The organism is Curtobacterium sp. NPDC098951, assembly GCF_044759965.1.
Classification (GTDB): domain Bacteria; phylum Actinomycetota; class Actinomycetes; order Actinomycetales; family Microbacteriaceae; genus Curtobacterium.
In genome coordinates this window covers 603,486-626,297 of the sequence record NZ_JBIWAG010000001.1, presented here as the reverse complement: position 1 = coordinate 626,297, position 22,812 = coordinate 603,486, and the positions used below count along the sequence as shown (strand labels likewise).

The following is a 22,812-nucleotide window of genomic DNA, read 5'->3' as shown; positions in this document are numbered from 1 at the left end:
CGCGGCTCACCCCCGCACCGCGCCTCCCGTCCGTCCTTCCCCCCCTCCACGCACCGTCTCCCCGAACGGAACCACCATGTCGCAGCAGCACAGCGAGCTCTCCGCGCAGCAGCAGCTCGAGGCCTACGGCTACAAGCAGGAGCTGAAGCGCTCCGTGTCCACCACCGACCTGCTCGTCTACGGGCTGGTCTTCATGGTGCCGATCGCTCCGTGGGCGATCTTCGGCACCGTCTACAACTCGTCCCGCGGCATGGTGCCGCTCGTCTACATCGTCGGCCTCGTCGCGATGATCTTCACGGCACTCGCCTACGCCCAGATGGCGAAGTCGATCCCGCTCGCCGGGAGTGTCTTCTCGTACGTCGGCCGCGGCATCCACCCCACCGCCGGCTTCTTCGCCGGGTGGGCGATCCTGCTCGACTACCTGCTCGTCCCGACGCTGCTCTACGTGTTCGCGGCGGAGAGCATGGTCGGCATCTTCCCCGGGACGCCCCGGTGGCTCTGGGCACTGCTGTTCGTCGCGATCAACACCGTCATCAACTTGCTCGGTGTCTCGTCGTTGAAGATCGCGAACCGCCTGTTCCTCCTCGTCGAGCTCGTGTTCGTCGTGATCTTCGTCGTCATCGCGGTCGTGGCCCTCACCGGCGGATCTGTGCCGGGCGCCGCGTTCTCGACCGACCAGGTGTGGGACCCGGCGAAGGTCTCTGCTCCGCTCATCGCCGGCGCGCTGTCCATCGCGGTGCTCAGCTTCCTCGGGTTCGACGGCATCTCGACGCTCTCGGAGGAGTCCACCGGGCGCCGAGGCGGAGCGGGCACGGCCATGATCCTCGCGCTGGTCATCGTCGCGTTCCTGTTCGTCCTGCAGACCTGGCTCGCATCGGCCCTCGCCGCCGGGCGGGACTCCTTCTCGGACTCCGAGGTGGGCAACGCGTTCTTCACCGTCGTCGAACAGGCATCGTCGAGCGGGTGGGCCACGGCCTTCTTCGCGGTGAACGTGCTCGCGGTCGGGATCGCCAACGCGATGGCCGCGCAGGCGGCGACGAGCCGACTGCTGTTCTCGATGAGCCGCGATCGGCAGCTGCCGGCGTTCCTGCACCGGCTGAACCGCCGCCAGGTCCCGTCCGCCGCGATCATCGTCGTGTCGGTGCTCTCCGCGATCCTCGTGCTGTTCTTCGTCGGCCAGATCGACACGATCTCGTCGCTCGTGAACTTCGGGGCGCTCTTCGGGTTCATGTTGCTGCACGTCTCGGTGTTCGTGCACTACATCGTCAAGGGACGGTCCCGGAACTGGCTGCTCCACCTCGTGGTCCCGCTGGTGGGGTTCCTCATCATCGGCTACGTGCTGCTGAACGCCGCGGTCGAGGCGAAGGTCGGTGGGATCGTGTGGCTCGTCGTCGGTGCCGTCGTCTTCCTCTACTACCGACGGACCGGACGGTCCACCGCGGTCGGTTCCGAGGAGCCGCAGGCGCCGCAGGAGGCCGAGGCGCGATGACCCCCGACCACTTCCTGCCCAACACCCTCGGTCGGCCGGGCTTCTCGGCGGACCGCGAGCCGGTGCTCACCGTCCGACCCGGCACCGGCGAGACGATCGGGTTCGAGACGACCGACGCCGTCTACGCCGAGCTCGACCAGCACCACGATCTCGAGCGACTGCGGGCACCGATCAACCCGGTGACCGGCCCGGTGTTCGTCGAGGGCGCCGAGCCCGGCGACACCCTGGCGGCGACGATCCACGACATCGAGCTCACGACGCACGGGTGGTCGGTCTCCCTGCCGGGCTCCGGTGCACTGCAACACGTCATGCCCGAGGGGGTGTTCGCACGCCGGTGTCCCATCGAGGGCGGCGTGGTGCACGTCACCGATCGGCACGCGTTCCCGGTGCGGCCGATGATCGGCTGCATCGGCGTGGCGCCGGCGTCGGGGGAGCACTCGACGATCATGCCCGCCTACCCCGAGGGCGGGAACATGGACGTCACCGAGGCGCGCCCCGGCTCGACCGTGTACCTGCCCGTCCGGGTGCCCGGTGCGCTGCTGTCGATCGGTGACGTGCACGCGCTGATGGCCGAGGGGGAGTCGTCCTTCGTCGCGATCGAGGCCCAGGGGACGGCGATCGTGTCGGTCGACCTCGTGCGCGGCGGCCCCGAGCTCCGGGCGCCGCGCATCGAGACGGCCGACGAGTGGCTCTTCGTCGGCCTGGGCGACCCCGTGCAGGAGAGTGTCCGACGCGGCTACGAGGACGCGTTCGCGTTCCTGGTCGGCACGCACGGTTTCACCGCGGAGGACGCCTACGCGGTGCTCAGTGCGGTGGGCGACTCGAAGCTCGGCGGTCCGACGGGCTCCGGCGACCCGCATCCGCTGCACCCGTTCGCCGCAGTCGGGGCGGTCACGCTCCACCGGGTGCCGAAGGCGGTGCTGCCGGGCGGCTGATCTGAGCCGAGCCGCCGGTGCGGCCTCGGGATGGGCAGCTGACCCGGTCGGGTCGCGCCGACGCCATGCGCTGCGCGACACCTCACGCCACCGGTCGGCCGTGAGGTGTCGCTGAGCCCGTGACGTCCGCGCGGCAGCGGAGCGCGTCAGCCGCGCAGGCCGAGGGTCGCCAGCACGCTCGACAGGTCGCGGTCGACGACGGCCACGTCGGCCTGCTCGCGCACGAGCGGCTTCGCGTCGAAGGCCACCGACAGCCCGGCGACCCGCATCATCTCGAGGTCGTTCGCACCGTCGCCCACCGCGACGGTGCGGACGATCGGCACGGCGTCGGCACCGGCCCACTCCCGGAGCGCCACGGCCTTCGCGTGCGCGTCCACGACGTCGCCGAGCACGCGCCCGGTGAGGACGCCGTCCACCACCTCGAGCCGGTTGGCTCGGCAGTGGTCGAGCCCGAGTCGCTCGGCGAACGGGTCGAGCACCTCGTGGAAGCCACCCGAGACGACGCCGACGGTGCCGCCTGCGGCGTGCACGCCACGGACGAGTTCGTCGGAGCCCCGCGTCACGCGGACCGCCTGCTGTGCGCCCCGGAAGACGTCGTCCTGGAGGCCCGCCAGGGTGGCGACACGCTGCCGGAGGCTCTCGGTGAAGTCGATCTCGCCGCGCATGGCACGCTCCGTGATCGCCTGGACCTGTGGTCGGGTCCCGGCGGTGTCCGCCAGGAGTTCGATGACCTCGTCCTCGAGGAGCGTGGAATCGGCATCGAGGACGACGAGGAAGCGGGGCACGGACCAACGGTACCGACTCAGGAGGCGCGGCCCGCCTCCATGACGTCAGCCGCGCCTCCTGGACCGCTGGTCGCTGGTCGCTGGTCGCTGGTCGCTGGTCGCTCCGAGCGCGACGCTACGCGTCGACGCGGACGCCCTTGCCCACGACCGTGATGCCGGACTCGGTGACGGTGAAGCCGCGTGCCTCGTCGACCTCACGGTCGACACCGACCTGGGCGCCTGGTGCGATCACCACGTCCTTGTCGAGGATCGCCCGGTTCACGACGGCGCCCGCGCCGATCGACGCGCGTTCGAAGACGATCGAGTCGAGGACCTTCGCACCGGAGTCGATGCCGCACCACGGACCGATCATGCTGCGCTCGACCTGCGCGCCGGAGACCAGGCAGCCGAGCGAGACGAGCGAGTCGACGGTGGACCCGGTGTTGCCGTTCGCGTCGCGGACGAACTTCGCCGGGGGCAGGTTCGTCTGCTGGTTGAAGATCGGCCAGTCCTGGTTGTACAGGTTGAACACCGGGACGGGCGCGATGAGGTCCATGTGCGCGTCGTAGAACGAGTCGATCGTCCCCACGTCGCGCCAGTAGTACCGGTCGCGCTCGTTCGACCCTGGGACGTCGTTGCGCTTGAGGTCGTAGACGCCGGCGTCGCCGCGGGCCACGAAGTCCGGCACGATGTCGCCGCCCATGTCGTGGTTCGACGTCTCGATCTGCCCGTCACGGAGGACCGCGTCGACGAGGGCGTCGGCGTCGAAGACGTAGTTGCCCATCGACGCGAGGATCTCGCCGGGGGAGTCCGCGAGGCCGACGGCGTCCTTCGGCTTCTCGAGGAAGGCCTCGATCTTGGTCGGGTCGTCGTCGGCGACCTGGATGACGCCGAACTGGTCGGCGAGGCCGATCGGCTGGCGGATCGCGGCGACGGTGGCGCTGCGGCCGGCGGCGATGTGCGCCTCGACCATCTGGTGGAAGTCCATCCGGTACACGTGGTCGGCGCCGACCACGACGACGATGTCGGGGCGCTCGTCACGGAGGAGGTTGAGGGACTGCAGGATCGCGTCGGCCGACCCGGCGAACCACCGCTTGCCGAGTCGCTGCTGCGCCGGGACCGAGGCGACGTAGGAGCCGAGCAGCCCCTCCATGCGCCAGGTCTCGGCGACGTGACGGTCGAGGCTGTGGGACTTGTACTGCGTCAGGACGACGATCTTCTGCAGGCCGGAGTTCACCAGGTTCGACAGCGCGAAGTCGATGAGCCGGAAGTTGCCGCCGAACGGGACTGCTGGTTTCGCACGGTCCGCCGTGAGCGGCATGAGGCGTTTGCCCTCTCCGCCGGCGAGGACGATGCCGAAGACCTTCTTTGGTGCCATACCGCTCACAGTATGCGCCCGGACCGGTGAACGGTTACGTTGAACCCGTGCGAGTCGATCTGTTGACCAGGGAATACCCACCAGAGGTGTACGGCGGGGCGGGCGTCCACGTCGCCGAGCTCACCGCAGCGCTGCGGTCGGGCACCGACACCGAGGTGCGTGTCCGAGCCTTCGGGGCCCACCGTGACGAGGCGGGCGTGTCGTCCTACGGCACGCCCGACACGCTCGGGCAGGCGAACGGCGCACTCCAGGCGCTCGGGACCGACGTCGCCATCGCGGCGGACGTCGAGGGCGCCGACCTCGTGCACTCGCACACCTGGTACGCGAACGCGGCCGGCCGGATCGCGCAGCTGACCTACGGCATCCCGCACGTCGTCACGGCGCACAGCCTCGAGCCGCTGCGCCCCTGGAAGGCCGAACAGCTCGGCGGCGGCTACCGGCTCTCGAGCTGGATGGAGCGCGAGGCGTTCGAGCAGGCCGACGGCGTGATCGCCGTGTCCAAGGCCATGCGTGCCGACATCCTCCGGTCGTACCCGTCGATCGACCCGTCGAAGGTGCACGTCGTCTACAACGGCATCGACATCGACGAGTGGAAGCCGACCGTCGACGAGGACGCCGTGCGCGCACTCGGGATCGACCCGACGCGCCGCTCGGTCGTGTTCGTCGGACGGATCACCCGGCAGAAGGGCCTGCCCTACCTGCTCCGCGCGGTCGCGACGCTGCCGGAGGACGTGCAGATCGTCCTCTGTGCCGGCGCGCCGGACACGCCGGAGATCATGGCCGAGGTGACCGGGCTCGTCGAGTCGCTGCGGTCCACGCGCCAGGGTGTCGTCTGGATCGACCGGATGCTCGCCCACCAGGAGATCGTCAACGTGCTGTCGTCCGGCACCGTCTTCGTGTGCCCCTCGATCTACGAGCCGCTCGGGATCGTCAACCTCGAGGCGATGGCGTGCGGGATCCCCGTCGTCGGCACCGGCACCGGCGGCATCCCCGAGGTCGTCGCCGACGGGCTGACCGGACGCATCGTGCCGATCGACCAGGCGCAGGACGGCACCGGCACCCCGACGGACCCGGACCGGTACGTGGCGGACCTCGCCGCGACCCTCGACGAGGTGCTCGCCGACGAGGGGCTCGCGAAGCTCATGGGCCGCGCCGGACGGCTCCGCGTCGAGACCGAGTTCACCTGGGACGCGATCGCCCGTCGGACACGCCAGGTCTACGACGAGGTGCTCGGGCAGAACCCCTAGGCTGGTCGCATGCCCTCGGTCGTGCGCTTGTCAGACGTCTCCGTGGTCCGCAACGGGGCCACCATCCTCGACGGGATCTCGTGGGAGGTGCAGGACGACGAACGCTGGGTCGTGCTCGGTGCCAACGGCGCCGGCAAGACCACGCTGCTGCAGGTCGCCGGTGCCCAGACGTTCCCGACCTCGGGTGACGTCGAGGTGCTCGGCACCGAGCTGGGCGGTGCCGACCTGTTCGAGCTCCGACCCCGCATCGGCTTCGCGTCGACCGCGCTCGCCCGTCGCATCCCGGTGACCGAGAAGGTCATCGACGTCGTGCTCACCGCGGCGTACTCGGTCACGGGTCGCTGGAACGAGGAGTACGAGGAGCTCGACGTCCGCCGTGCCCAGCGCGTGCTCGACGAGTGGGGCCTCGGTGCGTTCACCGACCGGACCTTCGGCGAGCTCAGCGACGGCGAGCAGAAGCGGGTCCAGATCGCCCGTGCCGTGATGACCGACCCGGAGATCCTGTTCCTCGACGAGCCGGCGGCGTCGCTCGACCTCGGCGCACGCGAGAGCCTCGTCCGGACCCTCGGCGGCTACGCCCAGAGCGAGGACTCGCCGGCGATCGTCATCGTCACCCACCACGTCGAGGAGATCCCGGCCGGGTTCACCCACGCGCTGGTGCTCGCCGACGGCCACGTGCAGGCTGCCGGACCCATCGACGACGTCCTGACCGCCGAGACCCTGACCGAGGCGTTCGGCATCGAGCTCACGGTCTCGAAGGACGCCGGGCGGTACACGGCACGCGCCGCCTGATCATCCGCGTGTCCGTCCTGCGCCTGCTGCACTCCGGGCCGCCGATCTGGTAACGTAGACGGCTGGCGCAAGCCGCAGACTTCCGGCGTCGTGCTCGTACGAGTGCCGCGCACATCCCACCACCGCAACCGAGGAATCTCCATGAAGACCGACATCCACCCCGAGTACCGCGCCATCGTCTTCCGTGACCTGGCTTCCGGTGAGACGTTCCTGACGCGTTCGACCGCGAACAGCGACAAGACCATCGAGCTCGACGGTGCGACCTACCCGGTCATCGACGTCGAGATCTCGTCCGCGTCGCACCCGTTCTACACGGGCAAGCAGCGCATCCTCGACTCGGCCGGCCGCGTCGAGAAGTTCAACCAGCGCTTCAAGGGCTTCGGCAAGTAAGCAGTCGTCCACGACGCTCGAACGGGCGGTCCTCCTGCGGGAGGGCCGCCCGTTCCGTCGTAGTCGGGGGCGTGGGTGGCAGGTCGGGTGGAGCGGCCGGTGGTTCGGGCGTCCGGTGCAGGCGGTGCGGCCGGGGTGTGGCATGTTGGGCGGGCGGGCGGGCGGGCGGTGCGCGTTGCGGCCGGCCGGTGCGGGGCGTGGCTGCGGCGACGGTTCGAACCACGGAACCGACGTCGAACCAGGCGAACGGCGTGGTTCGACGTCGAAAGCGTGGTTCGACGTCGCGTCACGCTCGGCCGGGCGGCGCGGGCGGCGCGGGCGGCGCGGGCGGCGTGGTGCGGCCGGCCCGGGCGGCGTGGTGCGGCCGGCCCGGGCGGACCGAGTGGTGCGGCCGACATGGCGCAGGGGTGGCCGGCGGTCGCGGATTGCCGGCGCACAACGCAAGTGCGTTCGCGCCGCGGCATGGCGCGGCTCGGGCGGACTTTGGTTGTGCAGCCGTGCGGGATCGGCGCGGGCGTCGGTGCGGGGCGCGGGCGGGCCAGCCGGCGCGCGCGTCGAACCACGGATCCGACGTGGAACCAGGCGAGCGGCGTGGTTCGACGTCGGATTCGTGGTTCGGAGCCCGGCGGGCGCCTCAGCCCGCGTTGCGGTGGGGCCAGCGGCCGTCGGCGGTGAACGACGGGTCGCGCTGCTTCCGCATGTACTCCTGGAACGAGGAGGCCTGGTCGGCGCACCAGCCGACCTGCTTGCGGTGGAGTTCCTCGGCTGACACGCCGAGCTCCTCGGGGTACTTCGCCGCGATGGCCTGCGCGACACGCCCGGCAGCGATGGCATCGGCGCCGGCGTCGTGGGCATCGGACAGGGTGACGCCGTAGAGCTCGGACGCGGCCTCGAGCGTGCGCTTGCCCTTGCGGTAGGTGTCCAGCGCCTTGTCGATCACGAGCGGGTCGACGACGTTCCCGATGACGGGGGAGGCGATGCCGTGCCGCTTGGCCTCGCGGTCGAGGACGGTGAGGTCGTACGGGGCGTTGTAGATGACCAGGGGGATGCCGCGGGCGAACACGGCCTCGACCGCGGCGATGATCTCGGCGACGACCTCGGCAGCGGGACGGCCGTCGGCGCGGGCGCGCTCGGTCGTGATGCCGTGCACGGCGGCGGCGCCCTCGGGGATCTCCACACCGGGGTCGGCGAGCCAGGCACCCTCGACGATGGAGCGTCCGGTCATGTCGATCAGGCCGACGTGGGCGGTGACGATCCGGGCGGTCTCGACGTCGACGCCGGTGGTCTCGAGGTCGAACACGCCGAGCGCGTGCCACCACGGGCGACCCGAGAGGTCCTGGGTCGGAGCGGGGGAGTCGAGCTGCGCTGTGGGGAACGTCACGCGGTCAGGCTAACCGGACGCACCGACACGCCGAGACGCGACCCGCCCACCGGTGCCGACCCGCGCCTCCCGAACCGCCCGACCGGACCGCCGCCCGACCGAGCCGCGCGACCAGGGGGCGGCGCGACCGAGCCGCGCAGCCGCGCGGGGGCGCGGTAGCCCTACCGGGGCCGACCCGCGCCTCCTGGACACCCCTACCCGACCGGCGCACCCACGTGCAGCCAGTAGAACGACTGCGTCCCCATGGTCAGCGTCACCTCGCCCGACTCGTCGAACGACGGGAACGACCCGCCGCCGAACAGGTCGTACAGCGGCCGCCCCGCGTACTCGGGCGCCGAGATCGTGACCGACGTCGGGTTGGTGGCGAAGGAGAAGACGCACAGGACGTCCTCGGCGGAGGGCCCGAACTGGTGGCCGGAGCCGGAGCCCTCCCACGACCGGACGAACGCGAGCACCGAGTCGTTCGAGGTGTCCTGCACGGCCAGGGTGCCGAGGCCGAACACGGGGTGCGCCTTCCGGACGTGGATGACGTTCCGGACCCAGTGCAGGAGCGAGCGGGACTGGGCGAGCTGCGCCTCGACGTTGACCTGTGCGTAGTTGTAGACGAGCGACTGGACGACCGGCAGGTAGAGCTTGCCGGGGTCCGCGGTGGAGAACCCGGCGTTGCGGTCCGGCGTCCACTGCATCGGCGTGCGCGAGGAGTCGCGGTCCGGGAGCCAGATGTTGTCGCCCATCCCGATCTCGTCGCCGTAGTACAGGAACGGCGACCCCGGGAGCGAGAACAGCAGCGCGTGGATGAGTTCGAGCTCGGCGCGGGAGTTGTCGAGCAGGGGAGCGAGGCGGCGACGGATGCCGATGTTCGAGCGCATGCGCGGGTCGTAGCCGTACCAGCCGTACATGGCCTGCCGGTACTCCTCGCTGACCATCTCGAGCGTGAGCTCGTCGTGGTTGCGGAGGAACACGCCCCAGGCGGCGGAGGACGGCACGTCGAGCGTCTCGGACAGGATCGCCTTGAGCTCGGCCGCGTGCTGCGCGCGGAGCGAGTAGAAGATGCGCGGCATCACCGGGAAGTCGAACGCCATGTGGCACTCGGGCTCCTCGTCGGTGCCGAAGAACGCGGCGGTCTCGCGCGGCCACTGGTTCGCCTCGGCGAGCAGGACGCGCCCGGGGTACTCGTCGTCCACCATCGCGCGGAGCTTCTTGATGAACTCGTGCGTCTCCGGTTCGCCCTCGCCGTTGCCGTCCTCGGACTCGAACAGGTAGGGGATGGCGTCGAGTCGCAGCCCGTCGACCCCCAGGTCGAGCCAGTGCCGGACGACGTCGTACACGGCCTCGACGACGGCGGGGTTCTCGAAGTTGAGGTCCGGCTGGTGCGAGAAGAACCGGTGGAAGAAGAACTGGCGGCGCACCGGGTCGAACGTCCAGTTCGACTCCTCGGTGTCCACGAAGATGATGCGGATGTTCTCGTACTCGGTGTCCGTGTCCCGCCAGACGTAGAAGTCGCCGTAGGGACCGTCCGGGTCCTCGCGGGACTGCTGGAACCACTCGTGCTGGTCGCTCGTGTGGTTGATCACCATGTCGATGACGATGCGCATGTTGCGTTCGTGCGACTTGGTGACGAGTTCGCGGAAGTCGTCGAGGGTGCCGAACTCCGGCAGGATCGCCTTGTAGTCGGCGATGTCGTAGCCGCCGTCACGCATCGGCGACTGGAAGAACGGCGGGAGCCACAGTGCGTCGACGCCGAGCCACTGCAGGTAGTCGAGCTTGCCGATCACCCCCTGGATGTCGCCGATGCCGTCACCGTTCGAGTCGACGAAGGAACGGATCATGCACTCGTAGAACACCGAGCGCTTGTACCACTGCGGGTCCAGTGTCAGGCCTGGGAGCTGGATCGGGGCGGTGAACGTCACCGTGGACACGCTAGGCCGCGGCGCATGGAGTTGTCCGGAGATCGCAGCGACCCGGCAGGGCCGGGTGCGTCTGGAGGGGCCTGGAGGCGCGGCTCGTCTTCCACAGGCGCGTCACGTTCGCGGGTGGTCCGGTCCTCCACAGAGGGGTCGCCTCTGCGAGTTGTCCACGATTCCGGGTGGGGCAGCCCGGGCGCACCGGCTCGCGTTCGTAGACTGGCCCGGATGCAACCGCCCGTGCTCTCCCCGTACCAGTCGCTGATGGCCGCCACCCCGGTCGTCCACCGCTCCGTGCAGGTCGACGGCCGCACCACGCACTACTGGGAGTACGGGCCGTCCGACGCCGACGAGACCGTCCTCGCGGTGCACGGCTTCCGCGGGGACCACCACGGCCTCGAGACGATCGCCGCGCACCTCGTCGGGGTGCGCGTGATCGTGCCGGACCTGCCGGGCTTCGGCATCTCGGACCCGCTGCCGGTCTCCGACATCGACTCCTACGTCGCGTGGTTGCAGGGCTTCCACGCGGCACTCGGCCTCGGCCCCGACACCGTCGTGCTCGGGCACTCGTTCGGGTCGATCGTGGTCGCCGCGACGGTGGCCGCGGGCCTCGCGACGCGGCTGCTCGTGCTCGTGAACCCGATCGCCGCCCCGGCACTGCAGGGCCCCAGGGCGGTGGGCACGGCGATCGCGATCGGGTACTACCGCGCCGGTGCGGTGCTCCCGAAGCCGCTGGGCCTCGGGCTGCTCCGGAACCCGGCCATCGTCCGCGTGATGAGCCTGGCGATGGTGAAGTCGCACGACCGCGACCTCCGGCGGTGGGTCCACGACCAGCACGACCGGTACTTCTCGGCCTTCGCGAACCGGACGAGCGTGCTCGAGGCGTTCCGCACCTCGGTCACCCACGACGTCTCCGAGTACGCCGACCGCATCGGCGTGCCGGTGCTCATGATCGCGGCCGAACGCGACGACATCACCGCCGTGCCCGAGCAGCGCGCCCTGGCCGCCCGACTGCCCGACGCCGAACTCGTCGTCGTGCCGGACGTCGGGCACCTCGTGCACTACGAGACCCCGGGGGCCGCGGCGTCCGCGGTACTGCGGCGGATGGCGGACGCCCCGAAGCGGGGTCGCAAGGGCGGGCCGTCGGGCACGAAGCGTGCGCCGCGGTCGTCGGCCGCGTCGGACGGCGCGGCGTCGTGACCCGGCTGCGCATCGGGATCGACTGCCGGTACGTCCGCATCGGGCGCCACGACGGCATCAGCCGGTTCACCGCCGGTGTCGTCGCGCACCTGCCGCAACGGCACGACTACATCCTGCTCGTGCACGACGAGCGACAGCTCGAGTCCCTGCCGTCGGATCTGCCGTGGGAGCTCCTGCCGGCACCGACCGAGCCGGGCGAGCCGTTCGTCGCCCGGACGGTCAACCGCCTGGGGTTCGACGCCGTGTTCTCGCCCATGCAGACCATGGGCTCGCGCGGCCGGCGGTACGCCCTCGTGCTGACGCTGCACGACCTCATCTACTATCGGAACCGTACGCCCCCGCGCGAGTTCTCGTGGCCGCTCCGGCTCGGTTGGCGTGTCTTCCACCTCAGCTGGGTGCCGCAACGCGTGCTCCTGAACGGTGCCGACGGGGTCGTGACGGTCTCCGAGACGACCGCCGGCCTGATCGCCGAGCACCACCTGACCAAGCGGCCCGTCACGGTCGCGTACAACGCCGCCGACCCGGCGACCCCGCGCCTCGGCGGCACGCGCGAGAAGTCCCTCGTCTACATGGGCTCGTTCATGCCGTACAAGAACGTCGAGACGCTGGCGGCCGCGCTGCCGTTGCTCGGCGCGGACTGGGTGCTGCACTGCATGTCGCGCGTGTCCGTCGCCGATCGTGCTCGTCTGGAGCGGCTCGCGCCCGCCGGTTCGATCGTGTTCCACGACGGCGCCTCGGACGACGAGTACCTGTCCGTGCTGCGGTCGGCGACCGCGCTGGCGACGGCGTCGTACGACGAGGGCTTCGGCATCCCGCTCGTCGAGGCGATGGGCGTCGGCACACCGGTGGTGGTCAGTGACATCCCGATCTTCCGTGAGATCGGCGGGGACGTCGCCGAGTACTTCGACCCGACGTCGCCGTCGGCGGTCGCCGCCGCGGTCCGCCGGCTCGAGGCGCGGTGGGACGACGCGTCACGGGCGTCGATCGCGCAGGCGGGTCGGTTCCGGTGGGAGTCGTCGGCCGAGCAGGTCGTCCGTGCGGTGGAGCAGGCGGTCGCCCGGCGCGAGGACCGCGGGACCGACTGACGCTGGCGGTGCGCACCCGCGGCCGGTCATCCGGGCGGTGCGCTCCCGTGACCGGTCACGTGGTCGGTGCGCGCCCGCGACCGGTCACGAGGACGGACGGACCGCCGTCACGAGGACGGACGGACCGCCGTCACCGTCGCCCCGGGGAACACGGCGTGCGCCTCCGCGGTCGCCTTCGCCACCACGGCACCGAGTGCGGCGCCTCGACCGATCGTCTCGACCGTGATCGTCTGGTCGGCCGGGTCGTCCGACGGGCCGTCGTCGCCCCACGAGCACCGGACCGCGGACACACCCCCGATGGCGTCCAGCTGCCGGGCGAGCTCGAGTCGTTCCCGGGTGACCTTCGCGTCGGTCGAGATCCCGACCTCGAGTGCGCCGAGGTCGGCGACGGCGAACACCCGGACACCGTTCCCGCTGGCGTCCTCGGTCGCGGTGCGGAGTCCCTCGACGACCGCGGTGCGCTCCTCGTCGGACAGGGTCGGGGTCACCGTGACGGTCGACTCGACGTCGTAGCTCGCGAACGAGGTCTTCTCCGGCTCCTGGTCGCGGACCCCCTCGACCCCGTCGAGTGCGCGTGCTGCGCCGCCGAACCGGTCGAGGGCGGCCCCGGGCTGCGGGAACACCCCGCCGACGCCGTTCTGCACGCTCCCGACGATCGTGACGAGCACGACCGCGATCACACCGACCGCGACGACCACGCCGAGGCCCACGAGCGCACTGCGTCCGACCCGCTGCCGCGGCGTGCGCACCGGGACCGATGCGGTGTCCGGACCGAACGCGCGGTCGAGGTCGTCCGTTTCGGGGCTCTGGGGCCGTCCGGGCCGAGCGCCCCCACCACCGGATCCGTCGACGGTCATGTCAGCCCCCTCACACGCTCGGGTCTGCGAGTGCATCGGAGCCTAGTACGGTGTCCCCGGCTACGCCCGACGCTCGAGGGGCTTCTGGTCCGCGAACGCCGAGCGGCCCTCGGCGTCGGACACCTCGTCGATCGGGTCGTCGAACCGGACGAGCTCCGCACGGAAGCGCTCGGGGTCCCACCGGAAGGAGTGGACCGACCCGTTCCGGATCGGGGTGCTGTGCCGGTCGGCCGTCCCCGGGGCCGCGGCGTTGACGACGGTGCGGATGACGGCGCCGTGCGTGGCGACGACGACGCGGCCCGCGTCGAACCGCACCGCGATCTCGCCGAGCGTCTCGGTCACCCGGGCGAGCAGCGCGCTGCGGGACTCGCGGCCGGGGATGTCATCGTGCGGGTACCGCGCCCGGACCTCGTCGTCGGTCAGGCCCTCGGCCTCGCCGTAGGAGCGCTCGGCGAGTCCGGTATACGTCGAGGGCTCGGGCAGGTCGAGGTGGGCCGCGATGACGGCACCCGTCTCGAACGCTCGGGACAGCGGGGATGCGACGACGGCGTCGAACCGGCGTCGCCCGAGCAGGGTCGCGGTGGCATGTGCCTGCCTGCGTCCGGTGTCGTTGAGCGGGATGTCCGTCGAGCCCTGGATGCGCCGTTCGGCGTTCCAGTCGGTCTCGCCGTGCCGGACCAGGTACAGGAGCGTCGTCACCGCTCGATCATCGCAGACGCGCCGCGAGGGCTTCGAGGGTCTCGGTCGTGCCCGCGTCGATCTTGACCGCGGCCCGCGCGTCGCTCCGGGTCGCACCGCGGTTGACGATGACGACGGGGTGCTTCCGGCGGGCGGCGTGGTCGACCAGTCGGACGCCGGAGTTCACGGTGAGCGAGGAGCCGACGACGAGCAGTGCGTCGGCCTCGGCGACGATGGAGACGGCCTCGCGGAACTTCTCGGCCGGCACGAACTCGCCGAAGAACACCACGTCGGGCTTCAGCACCCCGCCGCACACCGAGCAGTCCGGCACCCGGAAGCGGTCGACGTCGGTGATCTCGACGTCGCCGTCGGGCTGGAGCTGCACCGACCCGGGTTCGTCGATCCACGGGTTGTCGCGGTCGAGCACAGCCGCGAGGTCGGCCCGCGAGAACACCTGCCCGCAGGTGAGACAGACGGCACGGTCCATCGATCCGTGGATCTCGACGACTCGCCGGGACCCGGAGCGGAGGTGCAGTCCGTCGACGTTCTGCGTGACGATGCCCGTGACGACACCGTCGCGTTCGAGCGCGGCGAGCGCCTGGTGCCCGGGGTTCGGACGGGCCGCCGCGAAGGTCCGCCACCCGAGGTGCGAGCCGGCCCAGTAGCGCTGGCGCTTGGCTGGGTCGGCGCGGAACTCCTGGAAGGTCATCGGCTTGCGGACGACGCGGCCGGCACCGCGGTAGTCGGGGATGCCCGAGTCGGTGCTCAGCCCGGCGCCCGAGAGCACCGCGATGCGCTTGCCCGCGAGGAGCTCGACGGCGCGGTCGAGGTCGAGCGCGGACGCGGTCGCGCCCTGGGGGCTGGTCGGTTCGCTCGTGGCCATCGTGTTCACGGTACCCTCAACAGCCGACCGACCCGGTCACTTCCCTCCCGCCGTGCGAGGCCCCACGGCGTCGCGGGCGACACCCTCCCGACACCGAATCGAGCCCCGTGCACGCCGTCCGCATCGACTCCCTCGACGACCCCCGTCTCGACGACTTCGCCCGGCTGACCGACGTCGCCCTGCGCCGCGTGTCCGAGCCCGAGGGCGGGCTCTACATCGCCGAGTCGAACACCGTCATCGAGCGCGCCGTGCGGGCCGGTCACGTCCCGCGCAGCGTGCTCGTGCAGGAGAAGTGGCTGGACAGCGTCCTGCCGGTCGTCGCGGACCACGACGGCCCGGTGTTCGTCGGTCCTGACGACCTGCTCGAGGACCTCACGGGGTTCCGCATGCACCGTGGCGCCATCGCCGCGATGCACCGTCCGGAACTGCCGAGCGTCGCGGACGTGGTGCGCGACGCGAGGGTCGTGGTCGTGCTCGAGGACATCGTCGACCACACCAACGTCGGCGCCGTCTTCCGGAGCGTCGCCGGCCTCGGGGCCGACGCGGTCCTCGTCAGCCCACGCTGCGCCGACCCGCTCTACCGCCGCAGCGTCCGGGTCAGCATGGGCACCGTGCTGCAGGTCCCCTGGACCCGCATCGGCGACTGGCCGGCCGCCGGCGAGGAGCTCCGGGCGCAGGGCTTCCACCTCGCCGCGATGGCGCTCACGGACCGCTCGGTGGACCTCGACGCCTTCGTCGCCGACGTGCCGGAGCGCGTGGCGCTCGTGATGGGCACCGAGGGGCAGGGCCTCACGCCCGCGGCGATCGCCTCGGCCGACACGACGGTGCGGATCCCGATGGCGCACGGCGTCGACTCGTTGAACGTCGCCGCGGCGAGCGCCGTCGGCCTGTGGGCGGTCACCCACGCCCAGCGGCTCGCCGCCGAGCGCGCCTGAGTCGCGTCCAGGAGGCGCGGCTCGTCCCCGTCGGTCGGGCCGGGGGACCGGGTGGTCGCGTCCCGCCTCCACCGTCCCGCCGCCCGTGGCACCGCACCGCGTCGGGGTGACCGGCGACCCGGGACCGGGGTCCCGCCGGACGCGACCGTCCGTGTCGGGGCCGAGCCGCGCCTCCCGTCCGCCGTCCCGCTGTCCGCGCGTCCTCGCAGCCACGCGGGACACGCCCCCGGTACGCTCGGTTCCCGTGTCACGAGTCGTCCGCCGCCCCCGTTCCGCCGTCCGGAGGCCGGTGACCGTCTCGGTCGTCGCCGTGCTCGTGCTGGCGGTCGGCTACCTCGTGGCCGCGGCCGTCGTGCCGTTCGCCCCGGCGAGCGCCTCGACGACGACCTACTCGGCGCCCACGTCGTCGGTGCCGGACCTGACGTTCCCCGGCTACGGCGCGACCGCGGTCGAGGCCACCGACTTCCCGGAGAGCCTCCGCACGAGCGGTGACACCAAGCCACGGTCGATCGCGAGCATCTCGAAGGTGGTCACGGCGCTCGTCGTCCTCGACGCGAAGCCGCTGGAGCAGGGGGAGTCCGGGCCGACGATCACGTTCAGCCCGGGGATGCAGGCGCTCTACGCGAAGTACCTGGCGGTGAACGGCGAGGTCGCGCCGATGCCGGCCGGCCTGCGGCTGTCGGAGTACCAGACGCTCCAGGTCATGCTCATGAAGTCCGCGAACAACTACGCCGGTGCGCTGGCGCTGTGGGCGTTCGGGTCGATGGACGCGTACCGCTCCGCGGCGGACACCTGGCTCGACGAGCACGGACTCGACCACACCACGATCCACGAGCCGACGGGCCTCGACGCCGGCAACACCTCGACCGCGACCGACCTCGTCACGCTCGGGCAACTGGCCCTCGCCGATCCGGTGGTGAAGGAGGTCGTCGGGACGAAGCAGGTCACGGTCCCCGGTGCCGGCGAGATCGAGAACTCGAACAAGCTGCTCGGGCTCGACGGCGTGGAGGGCATCAAGACCGGCACGCTCGACGAGGCCGGGGCGTGCCTGCTGTTCGCCGCGACCTACGAGCGGGGCGGCCGGCAGGTGACGGTGGTCGGGGCGATGCTCGGCGGCGTCGACCACGAGTCGCTCGACGACGACGTCCAACGGCTGCTGCGGTCGGTCGCCGACAACTTCCAGGTCGTGACGCTCACCCACGCCGGCCAGACGTTCGGGACCTTCTCGACGCCGTGGCAGGACGAGGCCGACGCGGTGTCCGGCCGGGCGGCCGAGGTGCTCGTCTGGGGGAGGACGACGGTGTCCGCGTCGACGCACCTCGACCGGATCACGCTCGGCACGAAGGGGGAGCGGGTCGGCCGGGTCCGGTTCACGATCACCGACCACGACGCGGTGACGGTCCCGCTCGTGCTCGAGCGGTCGATCGACGACCCGGGCGTCTGGTGGCGGTGGACGAACCCGTTCCAGGGCGCCTGACGACCGACGGGCGCAGCGCCCGACGGCGCGCCTGACGAGGGTCGGGCCGACGGCGCGCTCGACCGGCTCAGCGCCCGACGGCGTGCTCGATCATCGAGCAGGGCACGACCGCGTCCCACCCGGCGAGCCGTGGCATCCCGCCGATCCGGACGGTGTCCCCGGGATGCGCGGCGCAGTGGGCCGCACGGTGCTCGACCTGGGCGGCCCACACGGGGCCGTCCGCGCGGAGCGGTGTCGCTCCGCTCCCGGCGACGAGGGCGGCGACCGTCACGACGACGAGCGCCCCGCCGGCCGCACGCCAGGGCCACCGCCCGCGGGCGAGCAGGACGTCGGCGGCGAGGACCACGGCCGCGACGAGGAACATCGACGCCGCCGCCGCGTAGCGCAGGGGCTCGGTGTCCGCCCAGTCCGACGGGGTGAACGTCGACCACGTGGTGCCGGGCGTCCGGTTCACGATGAGCGCCGCGTACCAGACGAGGCCGGCGCCGACCGTGGTGGCGAGGAGCATCCACCTGGCCGGCCAGGGTGCCCGCACGAGCGCGGTCACCACGGCGGCGACGACGAGCGCCGCCGGCACGGCGACGACCCACCAGCCGTGCGCTGCGACGGAGGCACCCACGGCGCGGACGTCGGCGTCCCAGCTGCCGCCGACGACCTGCGCGAGGAACCCGGCGGTCATGTCCCGGAACGAGGTGATGCCACCCTGGTGCGTCGCGGAACGGGGGTGCGTGAGGGCCGCGGTGGCCTGCGCCGCGACACCGAGCACCGCGGTCGCGGCGACGGGCAGCACGCGCACCTGCCGACGGCCGATCAGCAGCAGCGGGAGGAACACGGCCGCCTGGATCTCGCTCGTCGTCACGACGCCGACGGCCGCGGCGGTGGCACCGGCCGCCCACCAGCTCCGCGGACGGTGGGCGAGGAGCCAGGGTGCCGCGAACAGGAGGTACCAGTGCAGGTTCGCCGCGGTGCCGGCGATCTCGACGGGTGCGAGGGGGACTACCGCCGGGACGACCGCGAGCAGGACGCGCAGCGGCCAGAACCGCACGACGTCGCGGGCGAGCGCGAAGACCGTGCCGCAGACCGCGCCGAGGACCGCGCACGACAGCGCCGAGACCGTCAGGGCGTACAGGTCGATGCGCCCGGTCGCGACGGCGGAGTCGACGACGAGGCGGGGCAGGACGTGCAGGTACCCGTCGTACGGGTGCCAGACGGACCGGACCGGGCCGAGGACGAGCCGGTCGGTGAGGAATCGCCCGGAGTCCTCGGCCCAGGCGACGCCGCGGGCGGGGGCGCCGATGCGGACCCATGCGAGCACGGCCGTGGCGACGGCGACGAGCACCGTCGACAGCGCGGGCACCGTCCACCGCGCGGGCACCGCCGCCGACACCCGCCCCGGGCGGACCGCTGCCGTCATCGGGCCCCCTCGTGCTGTGGTGCAGTCGTACCGGGGGATCATTGCGCAGGAGCGTGGACGGCGGCCGTGACCCGGATGCCGTGCCTCTCAGGCTCGTCCCGGGTTCCGTCCGACGCACCGGTCGACCGCACGCGTAGGGTCGATGGTGTGACGACGACGTTCCCCACCGCTGCCCCGTCCGCCCTCGGCATCGACGCCGGCGGTGTCGACCGGTTCCTCGACGCACTCGAGTCCACACCGGGGGTCGAGCCGCACAGCATCGTGCTGCTCCGCCACGGTCAGGTGGCCGCCGCGGGGTGGTGGCACCCGTACGCCGAGGACCGCGTCCACCTGCTCTACTCGCTCAGCAAGAGCTTCACGGCCGCAGCCGTCGGGATCGCCGTCCGCGAGGGGCTGATCGACCTCGACGCCACCGCGCTGTCGTACTTCCCTGAGCTCGACGCCGAGATCACCGACGAGCGCAGCCGCCGGATCCGCGTCCGGCACCTGCTCGCGATGGCGAGCGGGCACCGCGAGGAAGCCCTCGACCGGGCCCGTGCCGCCGACCCGGACGACCTCGTCCGCGGCTTCCTGCTCACGCCGCCCGACGAGGAGCCCGGCAGCGTCTTCGCCTACAACCAGCCGTGCACCTACACGCTTGGTGCCATCGTCCGGCGGGTCAGCGGCGGCACGCTGGTCGACTACCTGCGCCCGCGGCTGCTCGACCCGCTCGGCATCGACGACCTCGCTTGGCGACGCGACGAGACCGGCGCGGAGCTCGGCTTCAGCGGCTGCTACGCGCCGACCTGGGCGATCGCGCGGCTCGGCCAGCTGTACCTGCAGCGTGGCGTGTGGGACGGCGAGCGGATCCTCGACGAGGACTGGGTCGCCCAGGCCACGAGCACGCAGGTCGAGAACCCGGGCGAGGAGAACCCGGACTGGTCGCAGGGCTACGGTTTCCAGTTCTGGATGGCCCGCCACGGGTACCGCGGCGACGGCGCCTACGGCCAGTTCTGCGTCGTCCTGCCCGAGCAGGACGTCGTCCTCGCGCTCACCGGGCAGAGCCTCGACATGCAGGCCGTCCTCGACGCGGCCTGGCAGCACCTCCTGCCCGCCCTCGACGCAGTGGACGTCGACGCGGCCGCGGACGCCGGCCTGGAGGCGCGGCTCGCCTCCCTGGGGCTGCCACCGGTGGCGGGTGGTCGCCTCCCCGAGCACCTCGCCGAGGTCTCGCTGCGGTCCCGCCCCGGCGGGATCCTCGACGCGGTCACGTTCGCGCGCGACGGCGACGGGATCCGTATGACCGTGACCGACGACGGACGCTCGGACTCGGTGCCGCTCGGCGAAGGACGATGGGCCGTCGACGGCGCCCTCGCGGCGAGCGCCGCGACCGAGCCGGACGGGACGGTTCGCGTCGCCTTGCGGTTCGTCGAGACGCCGCATCTGCTGCACCTGCGCCTCGACCTCGACCGGGGCACGGTCGGGGCGAAGTGGGGGACCGAACCCCTGCACGACGGGCCGATGACGCTCCGGCGCCCCGCCGACTGACCGGGACTAGGGGATGTCGGAGCGGTGCTCGACGACGTCCTGGAGCTCGGGCCGCTTCGCGGTCACGCCGTCGCCCGAGGACGTGTGCTTGATCCGCCGCACCACCCACGGCACGAGGTACTCGCGCGCCCAGCCGAGGTCCTCGGCGCGGGCCTCGCGCCACGGCCGGGCCTCGAGCGGCTCCGGGTTGAACGGTTCGAGGCCGTGCTCGACACCGAGTGCGTCCAGCACCGCGGCGGCGACGGTGGCGTGGCCCATGGGGGAGTGGTGCAGTCGGTCGGGCGCCCACATGCGCGGGTCGCGGAGGACGCGGAGCGCCCACATGCTCGCCACGATCGCACCGTGCTTCAACGCGATCGCGTGCAGGTTCTCGTTGTAGATCGCCGTCTTGCCGCGGACCATCCCGAGGACCGGGGTCATGCCGACGTCGGGCCCGGTGAAGAGCACCACGGTCGCGCCGTCGCTCCGGAGCCGGGCGACCATCGCGTCGACGCGCTCGGCGAGCTCGTCGGGGTCGGAGCCCGGGCGGATGATGTCGTTGCCACCCGCGGACACCGTCACCAGGTCCGGGTGCAGCGCCAGCGCCGGCTCGACCTGCTCGTCGATGATCTGCTGGAGCAGCCGTCCGCGGATCGCGAGGTTGGCGTACGCGAAGTCGTCGGACTGGTGCGCGAGGACCTCGGCCACCCGGTCCGCCCAGCCGCGGTTGCCGCCGGGCACCGTGGGGTCGGGGTCCCCGATCCCCTCGGTGAACGAGTCACCGATCGCGACGTACCTGGACCACGGATGACGATCTGACACCCCTCGGACCATAGTCTCGTGCCATGACGAAGGCCAACCCGTCCCGGAGCCTGCCCGACGAGCTGCTCGACCGGATCGCCGCGCGTGCGCCCGACTACGACGCCCGGAACGCGTTCTGCGCCGAGGACCTCGACGAGCTGCGGGCGGCGGGCTACCTCCGACTCGGCGTCCCCGTCGAGCGCGGCGGCGCCGGGCTCGGGCTCGCCGCGACGGCAGCGGTGCAGCAGCGGCTCGCGCAGGCCGCACCGGCGACGGCGCTCGGACTCGGGATGCACCAGGTCTGGGTGCAGGCGGCGCGCGCCGTCACCGCGCGAGGCGAGTCGTTCCTCCAGTCCGTCACCGACCACGCGGCGGACGACCGCCTGCTCGCGTTCGGGGTGAGCGAACCCGGCAACGACGCCGTGCTGTTCGACTCGACGACGTCGGCGGAGCCGGACGGCGACGGCGGCTACCGGTTCACGGGCACGAAGGTGTCGACCTCGCTCGCACCCGCGTGGGACGTCCTGAGCGTGTTCGGGAAGGACAGCAGCGGCGCGGAACCGCGACTGGTGCACGGCTTCGTGCTGCGGTCGGACGGCGACGTCGAGCACCTGGACGACTGGGACACCCTCGGGATGCGGGCGACGCAGAGCCGGACGACGCTGCTGCACGGGGTGCACGTGCCGGCCGACCGGATCGTGCGGAGCCTGCCGGTCGGGCCGAACCAGGACCCGCTCGTGTTCGGGGTCTTCGCGGCGTTCGAGCTCCTCGTCGCGTCGGTGTACGTCGGGATCGCCTCGCGGGCGGTGTCGCTGGCGGTGTCGGCGGTGCACGCCCGGACCGCGCGGGACGGGACTCCGCGTTCCGCGGACCCCGACGTCCGGCGGGCGATCGCGGACGTGCAGGGCGCCGTCGACGGGGTCGAGCTGCAGGTCTCGTCGCTCGCGCGGTCGGTGGACGAGCTCGATGACCTCGGGGCGCGGTGGTTCCCGCTGCTCGTGGGGACGAAGGCCCGGGCGGTGGACGCAGCGGCGCACGCGGTGGACGAGGCGATGCGCGTGGTGGGCGGGAGCGCCTACCGGGCGGGCAGCGAGTTGGCGCGGCTGGCGCGGGACGTCCGGGCGGGGCAGTACCACCCGTCGACGCGGGACTCGGCGGCGCGGACGATCGCGGCGTCGGTGCTCGGGCCGCCCGCCTGAGGGGCGCGGGCGGGGGTGCGGGCGGGGGCGCGGGCGGCCGGCTCGCACGGTGCGGGTTTCGGCGCCCGGTGCGGGGACCGTCGGCCGGTGCGGCGCTGCCCGCTCGGTGCGAGGTTGTAGCGCCGCACGGGGCGGGCAACCCGGCATGCGGTGACGGGAGCCGCACGGTGCTGCCGGGTGATCGCCGACGCCGCACGGTGCGGGGTCCGCTGGCCGGTGCGGCGCTGCCCGCTCGGTGCGAGGTTGTAGCGCCGCACGGAGCGGGCAACCCGGCACGCGGTGGCGGAGGGCGCACGGTGCAGCCCAGCGATCGCCGACGCCGCACGGTGCGGGGCGCGCCGGCCGGTGCGGCGCTGCCCGATCGGTGCGAGGTTGTAGCGCCGCACGGAGCGGGCAACCCGGCACGCGGTGACGGATGCCGCACGGTGCCGCTCGCGCCGCTTCGTGCGGCGTTGCCCGGCTAGCGCCCGGCCGCCGCCGCCCCTCGAACCGCGATG

20 protein-coding genes are annotated in these 22,812 nt (G+C 72.4%); 11 read left to right on the top strand and 9 right to left on the bottom strand.

Translation table 11 applies throughout. The annotated features are described in order from the left end of the window. Nucleotides 1-76 precede the first annotated feature (76 nt). The gene (locus tag ACIQUC_RS02975) at nt 77-1,489 is read left to right on the top strand and encodes an APC family permease (RefSeq protein ID WP_402263052.1); all 1,413 of its coding nucleotides are present in this window, start codon (nt 77-79) and stop codon (nt 1,487-1,489) included. Next, complete coding sequence (locus ACIQUC_RS02970; RefSeq protein WP_402263049.1) at nt 1,486-2,424, top strand: acetamidase/formamidase family protein; 939 nt, start codon at nt 1,486-1,488, stop codon at nt 2,422-2,424. Before ACIQUC_RS02975 ends, ACIQUC_RS02970 begins: the two co-directional genes overlap by 4 nt. A gap of 146 nt (nt 2,425-2,570) precedes the next feature. Here the strand turns inward: ACIQUC_RS02970 and serB are convergent, their stop codons facing one another. Both serB and ACIQUC_RS02960 read right to left on the bottom strand, forming a co-directional pair. Beyond that, the gene (gene serB, locus ACIQUC_RS02965) at nt 2,571-3,209 is read right to left on the bottom strand and encodes a phosphoserine phosphatase SerB (protein ID WP_402263046.1); all 639 of its coding nucleotides are present in this window, start codon (nt 3,207-3,209) and stop codon (nt 2,571-2,573) included. Between the two features lie 115 nt (nt 3,210-3,324). Further along, nucleotides 3,325-4,566 carry a glucose-1-phosphate adenylyltransferase gene (locus tag ACIQUC_RS02960; protein ID WP_402263043.1) on the bottom strand — a complete coding sequence of 414 codons (1,242 nt, stop codon included), beginning with the start codon at nt 4,564-4,566 and terminating at the stop codon, nt 3,325-3,327. Nucleotides 4,567-4,613: 47 nt separating this feature from the next. Here ACIQUC_RS02960 and glgA point away from each other — a divergent pair, with 47 nt between their 5' ends. The 3 genes from glgA to ACIQUC_RS02945 all read left to right on the top strand — a co-directional run bounded on the left by glgA (nt 4,614) and on the right by ACIQUC_RS02945 (nt 6,995). Next, nucleotides 4,614-5,813, top strand: coding sequence for a glycogen synthase (gene glgA, locus ACIQUC_RS02955; RefSeq protein WP_402263040.1), 1,200 nt, complete (start codon nt 4,614-4,616; stop codon nt 5,811-5,813). Between the two features lie 9 nt (nt 5,814-5,822). After that, complete coding sequence (locus tag ACIQUC_RS02950; RefSeq protein WP_022905886.1) at nt 5,823-6,605, top strand: ABC transporter ATP-binding protein; 783 nt, start codon at nt 5,823-5,825, stop codon at nt 6,603-6,605. Between the two features lie 141 nt (nt 6,606-6,746). After that, entirely contained in the window at nt 6,747-6,995 is a 249-nt protein-coding gene (locus tag ACIQUC_RS02945) for a type B 50S ribosomal protein L31 (RefSeq protein ID WP_022905887.1), read from the top strand. 634 nt (nt 6,996-7,629) lie between these two features. On the opposite strand, the gene ACIQUC_RS02940 is transcribed toward ACIQUC_RS02945, so the two are convergent. Both ACIQUC_RS02940 and treS read right to left on the bottom strand, forming a co-directional pair. After that, on the bottom strand, nt 7,630-8,376 hold the full coding sequence (locus ACIQUC_RS02940) for a 3'-5' exonuclease (protein WP_402263036.1): 747 nt from the start codon (nt 8,374-8,376) through the stop codon (nt 7,630-7,632). Nucleotides 8,377-8,570: 194 nt separating this feature from the next. After that, the gene (gene treS / locus ACIQUC_RS02935) at nt 8,571-10,286 is read right to left on the bottom strand and encodes a maltose alpha-D-glucosyltransferase (RefSeq protein ID WP_031261495.1); all 1,716 of its coding nucleotides are present in this window, start codon (nt 10,284-10,286) and stop codon (nt 8,571-8,573) included. A gap of 222 nt (nt 10,287-10,508) precedes the next feature. Here treS and ACIQUC_RS02930 point away from each other — a divergent pair, with 222 nt between their 5' ends. Both ACIQUC_RS02930 and ACIQUC_RS02925 read left to right on the top strand, forming a co-directional pair. Then, nucleotides 10,509-11,480 carry an alpha/beta fold hydrolase gene (locus ACIQUC_RS02930; protein ID WP_402263033.1) on the top strand — a complete coding sequence of 324 codons (972 nt, stop codon included), beginning with the start codon at nt 10,509-10,511 and terminating at the stop codon, nt 11,478-11,480. 5 nt (nt 11,481-11,485) lie between these two features. After that, nucleotides 11,486-12,565 (top strand): glycosyltransferase family 4 protein, encoded by a 1,080-nt coding sequence (locus tag ACIQUC_RS02925; protein WP_402263812.1) that lies wholly within the window; start codon nt 11,486-11,488, stop codon nt 12,563-12,565. Nucleotides 12,566-12,672: 107 nt separating this feature from the next. Here ACIQUC_RS02925 and ACIQUC_RS02920 read toward each other — a convergent pair whose 3' ends face one another. From ACIQUC_RS02920 to ACIQUC_RS02910, 3 genes are read right to left on the bottom strand one after another with little or no spacing between them, the layout of a single operon-like run. Beyond that, nucleotides 12,673-13,422 carry a hypothetical protein gene (locus tag ACIQUC_RS02920; RefSeq protein ID WP_402263030.1) on the bottom strand — a complete coding sequence of 250 codons (750 nt, stop codon included), beginning with the start codon at nt 13,420-13,422 and terminating at the stop codon, nt 12,673-12,675. 60 nt (nt 13,423-13,482) lie between these two features. Further along, nucleotides 13,483-14,121, bottom strand: coding sequence for a histidine phosphatase family protein (locus ACIQUC_RS02915; RefSeq protein ID WP_402263027.1), 639 nt, complete (start codon nt 14,119-14,121; stop codon nt 13,483-13,485). Nucleotides 14,122-14,128: 7 nt separating this feature from the next. Next, on the bottom strand, nt 14,129-14,983 hold the full coding sequence (locus ACIQUC_RS02910) for a Sir2 family NAD-dependent protein deacetylase (RefSeq protein ID WP_022905893.1): 855 nt from the start codon (nt 14,981-14,983) through the stop codon (nt 14,129-14,131). Between the two features lie 107 nt (nt 14,984-15,090). Here ACIQUC_RS02910 and ACIQUC_RS02905 point away from each other — a divergent pair, with 107 nt between their 5' ends. Further along, complete coding sequence (locus tag ACIQUC_RS02905) at nt 15,091-15,918, top strand: TrmH family RNA methyltransferase (protein WP_402263023.1); 828 nt, start codon at nt 15,091-15,093, stop codon at nt 15,916-15,918. A 244-nt stretch (nt 15,919-16,162) separates the two neighbouring features. Continuing rightward, nucleotides 16,163-17,395 (top strand): D-alanyl-D-alanine carboxypeptidase family protein, encoded by a 1,233-nt coding sequence (locus tag ACIQUC_RS02900; RefSeq protein WP_402263020.1) that lies wholly within the window; start codon nt 16,163-16,165, stop codon nt 17,393-17,395. A gap of 67 nt (nt 17,396-17,462) precedes the next feature. On the opposite strand, the gene ACIQUC_RS02895 is transcribed toward ACIQUC_RS02900, so the two are convergent. Beyond that, nucleotides 17,463-18,809, bottom strand: coding sequence for a hypothetical protein (locus tag ACIQUC_RS02895; protein ID WP_402263017.1), 1,347 nt, complete (start codon nt 18,807-18,809; stop codon nt 17,463-17,465). A 147-nt stretch (nt 18,810-18,956) separates the two neighbouring features. On the opposite strand from ACIQUC_RS02895, the gene ACIQUC_RS02890 reads away from it, so the two are divergent. Further along, the gene (locus ACIQUC_RS02890) at nt 18,957-20,336 is read left to right on the top strand and encodes a serine hydrolase domain-containing protein (protein WP_402263014.1); all 1,380 of its coding nucleotides are present in this window, start codon (nt 18,957-18,959) and stop codon (nt 20,334-20,336) included. Nucleotides 20,337-20,342: 6 nt separating this feature from the next. Here ACIQUC_RS02890 and ACIQUC_RS02885 read toward each other — a convergent pair whose 3' ends face one another. Next, nucleotides 20,343-21,137, bottom strand: coding sequence for an SGNH/GDSL hydrolase family protein (locus ACIQUC_RS02885; RefSeq protein ID WP_402263011.1), 795 nt, complete (start codon nt 21,135-21,137; stop codon nt 20,343-20,345). 23 nt (nt 21,138-21,160) lie between these two features. Here ACIQUC_RS02885 and ACIQUC_RS02880 point away from each other — a divergent pair, with 23 nt between their 5' ends. Further along, a complete protein-coding gene (locus ACIQUC_RS02880; RefSeq protein ID WP_402263008.1) occupies nt 21,161-22,315 on the top strand; it encodes an acyl-CoA dehydrogenase family protein in 1,155 nt (384 codons plus the stop codon). The last annotated feature ends 497 nt before the right edge of the window (nt 22,316-22,812 follow it).

Excerpts from the sequence above, each read along its gene's own strand:
- ACIQUC_RS02975 (WP_402263052.1), top strand. The coding sequence starts at position 77 with ATGTCGCAGCAGCACAGCGAGCTCTCCGCGCAGCAGCAGCTCGAGGCC.
- ACIQUC_RS02970 (WP_402263049.1), top strand. The coding sequence starts at position 1,486 with ATGACCCCCGACCACTTCCTGCCCAACACCCTCGGTCGGCCGGGCTTC.
- ACIQUC_RS02960 (WP_402263043.1), bottom strand. The coding sequence starts at position 4,566 with ATGGCACCAAAGAAGGTCTTCGGCATCGTCCTCGCCGGCGGAGAGGGC.
- ACIQUC_RS02950 (WP_022905886.1), top strand. The coding sequence starts at position 5,823 with ATGCCCTCGGTCGTGCGCTTGTCAGACGTCTCCGTGGTCCGCAACGGG.
- ACIQUC_RS02945 (WP_022905887.1), top strand. The coding sequence starts at position 6,747 with ATGAAGACCGACATCCACCCCGAGTACCGCGCCATCGTCTTCCGTGAC.
- ACIQUC_RS02930 (WP_402263033.1), top strand. The coding sequence starts at position 10,509 with ATGCAACCGCCCGTGCTCTCCCCGTACCAGTCGCTGATGGCCGCCACC.
- ACIQUC_RS02920 (WP_402263030.1), bottom strand. The coding sequence starts at position 13,422 with ATGACCGTCGACGGATCCGGTGGTGGGGGCGCTCGGCCCGGACGGCCC.
- ACIQUC_RS02910 (WP_022905893.1), bottom strand. The coding sequence starts at position 14,983 with ATGGCCACGAGCGAACCGACCAGCCCCCAGGGCGCGACCGCGTCCGCG.
- ACIQUC_RS02895 (WP_402263017.1), bottom strand. The coding sequence starts at position 18,809 with ATGACGGCAGCGGTCCGCCCGGGGCGGGTGTCGGCGGCGGTGCCCGCG.
- ACIQUC_RS02880 (WP_402263008.1), top strand. The coding sequence starts at position 21,161 with ATGACGAAGGCCAACCCGTCCCGGAGCCTGCCCGACGAGCTGCTCGAC.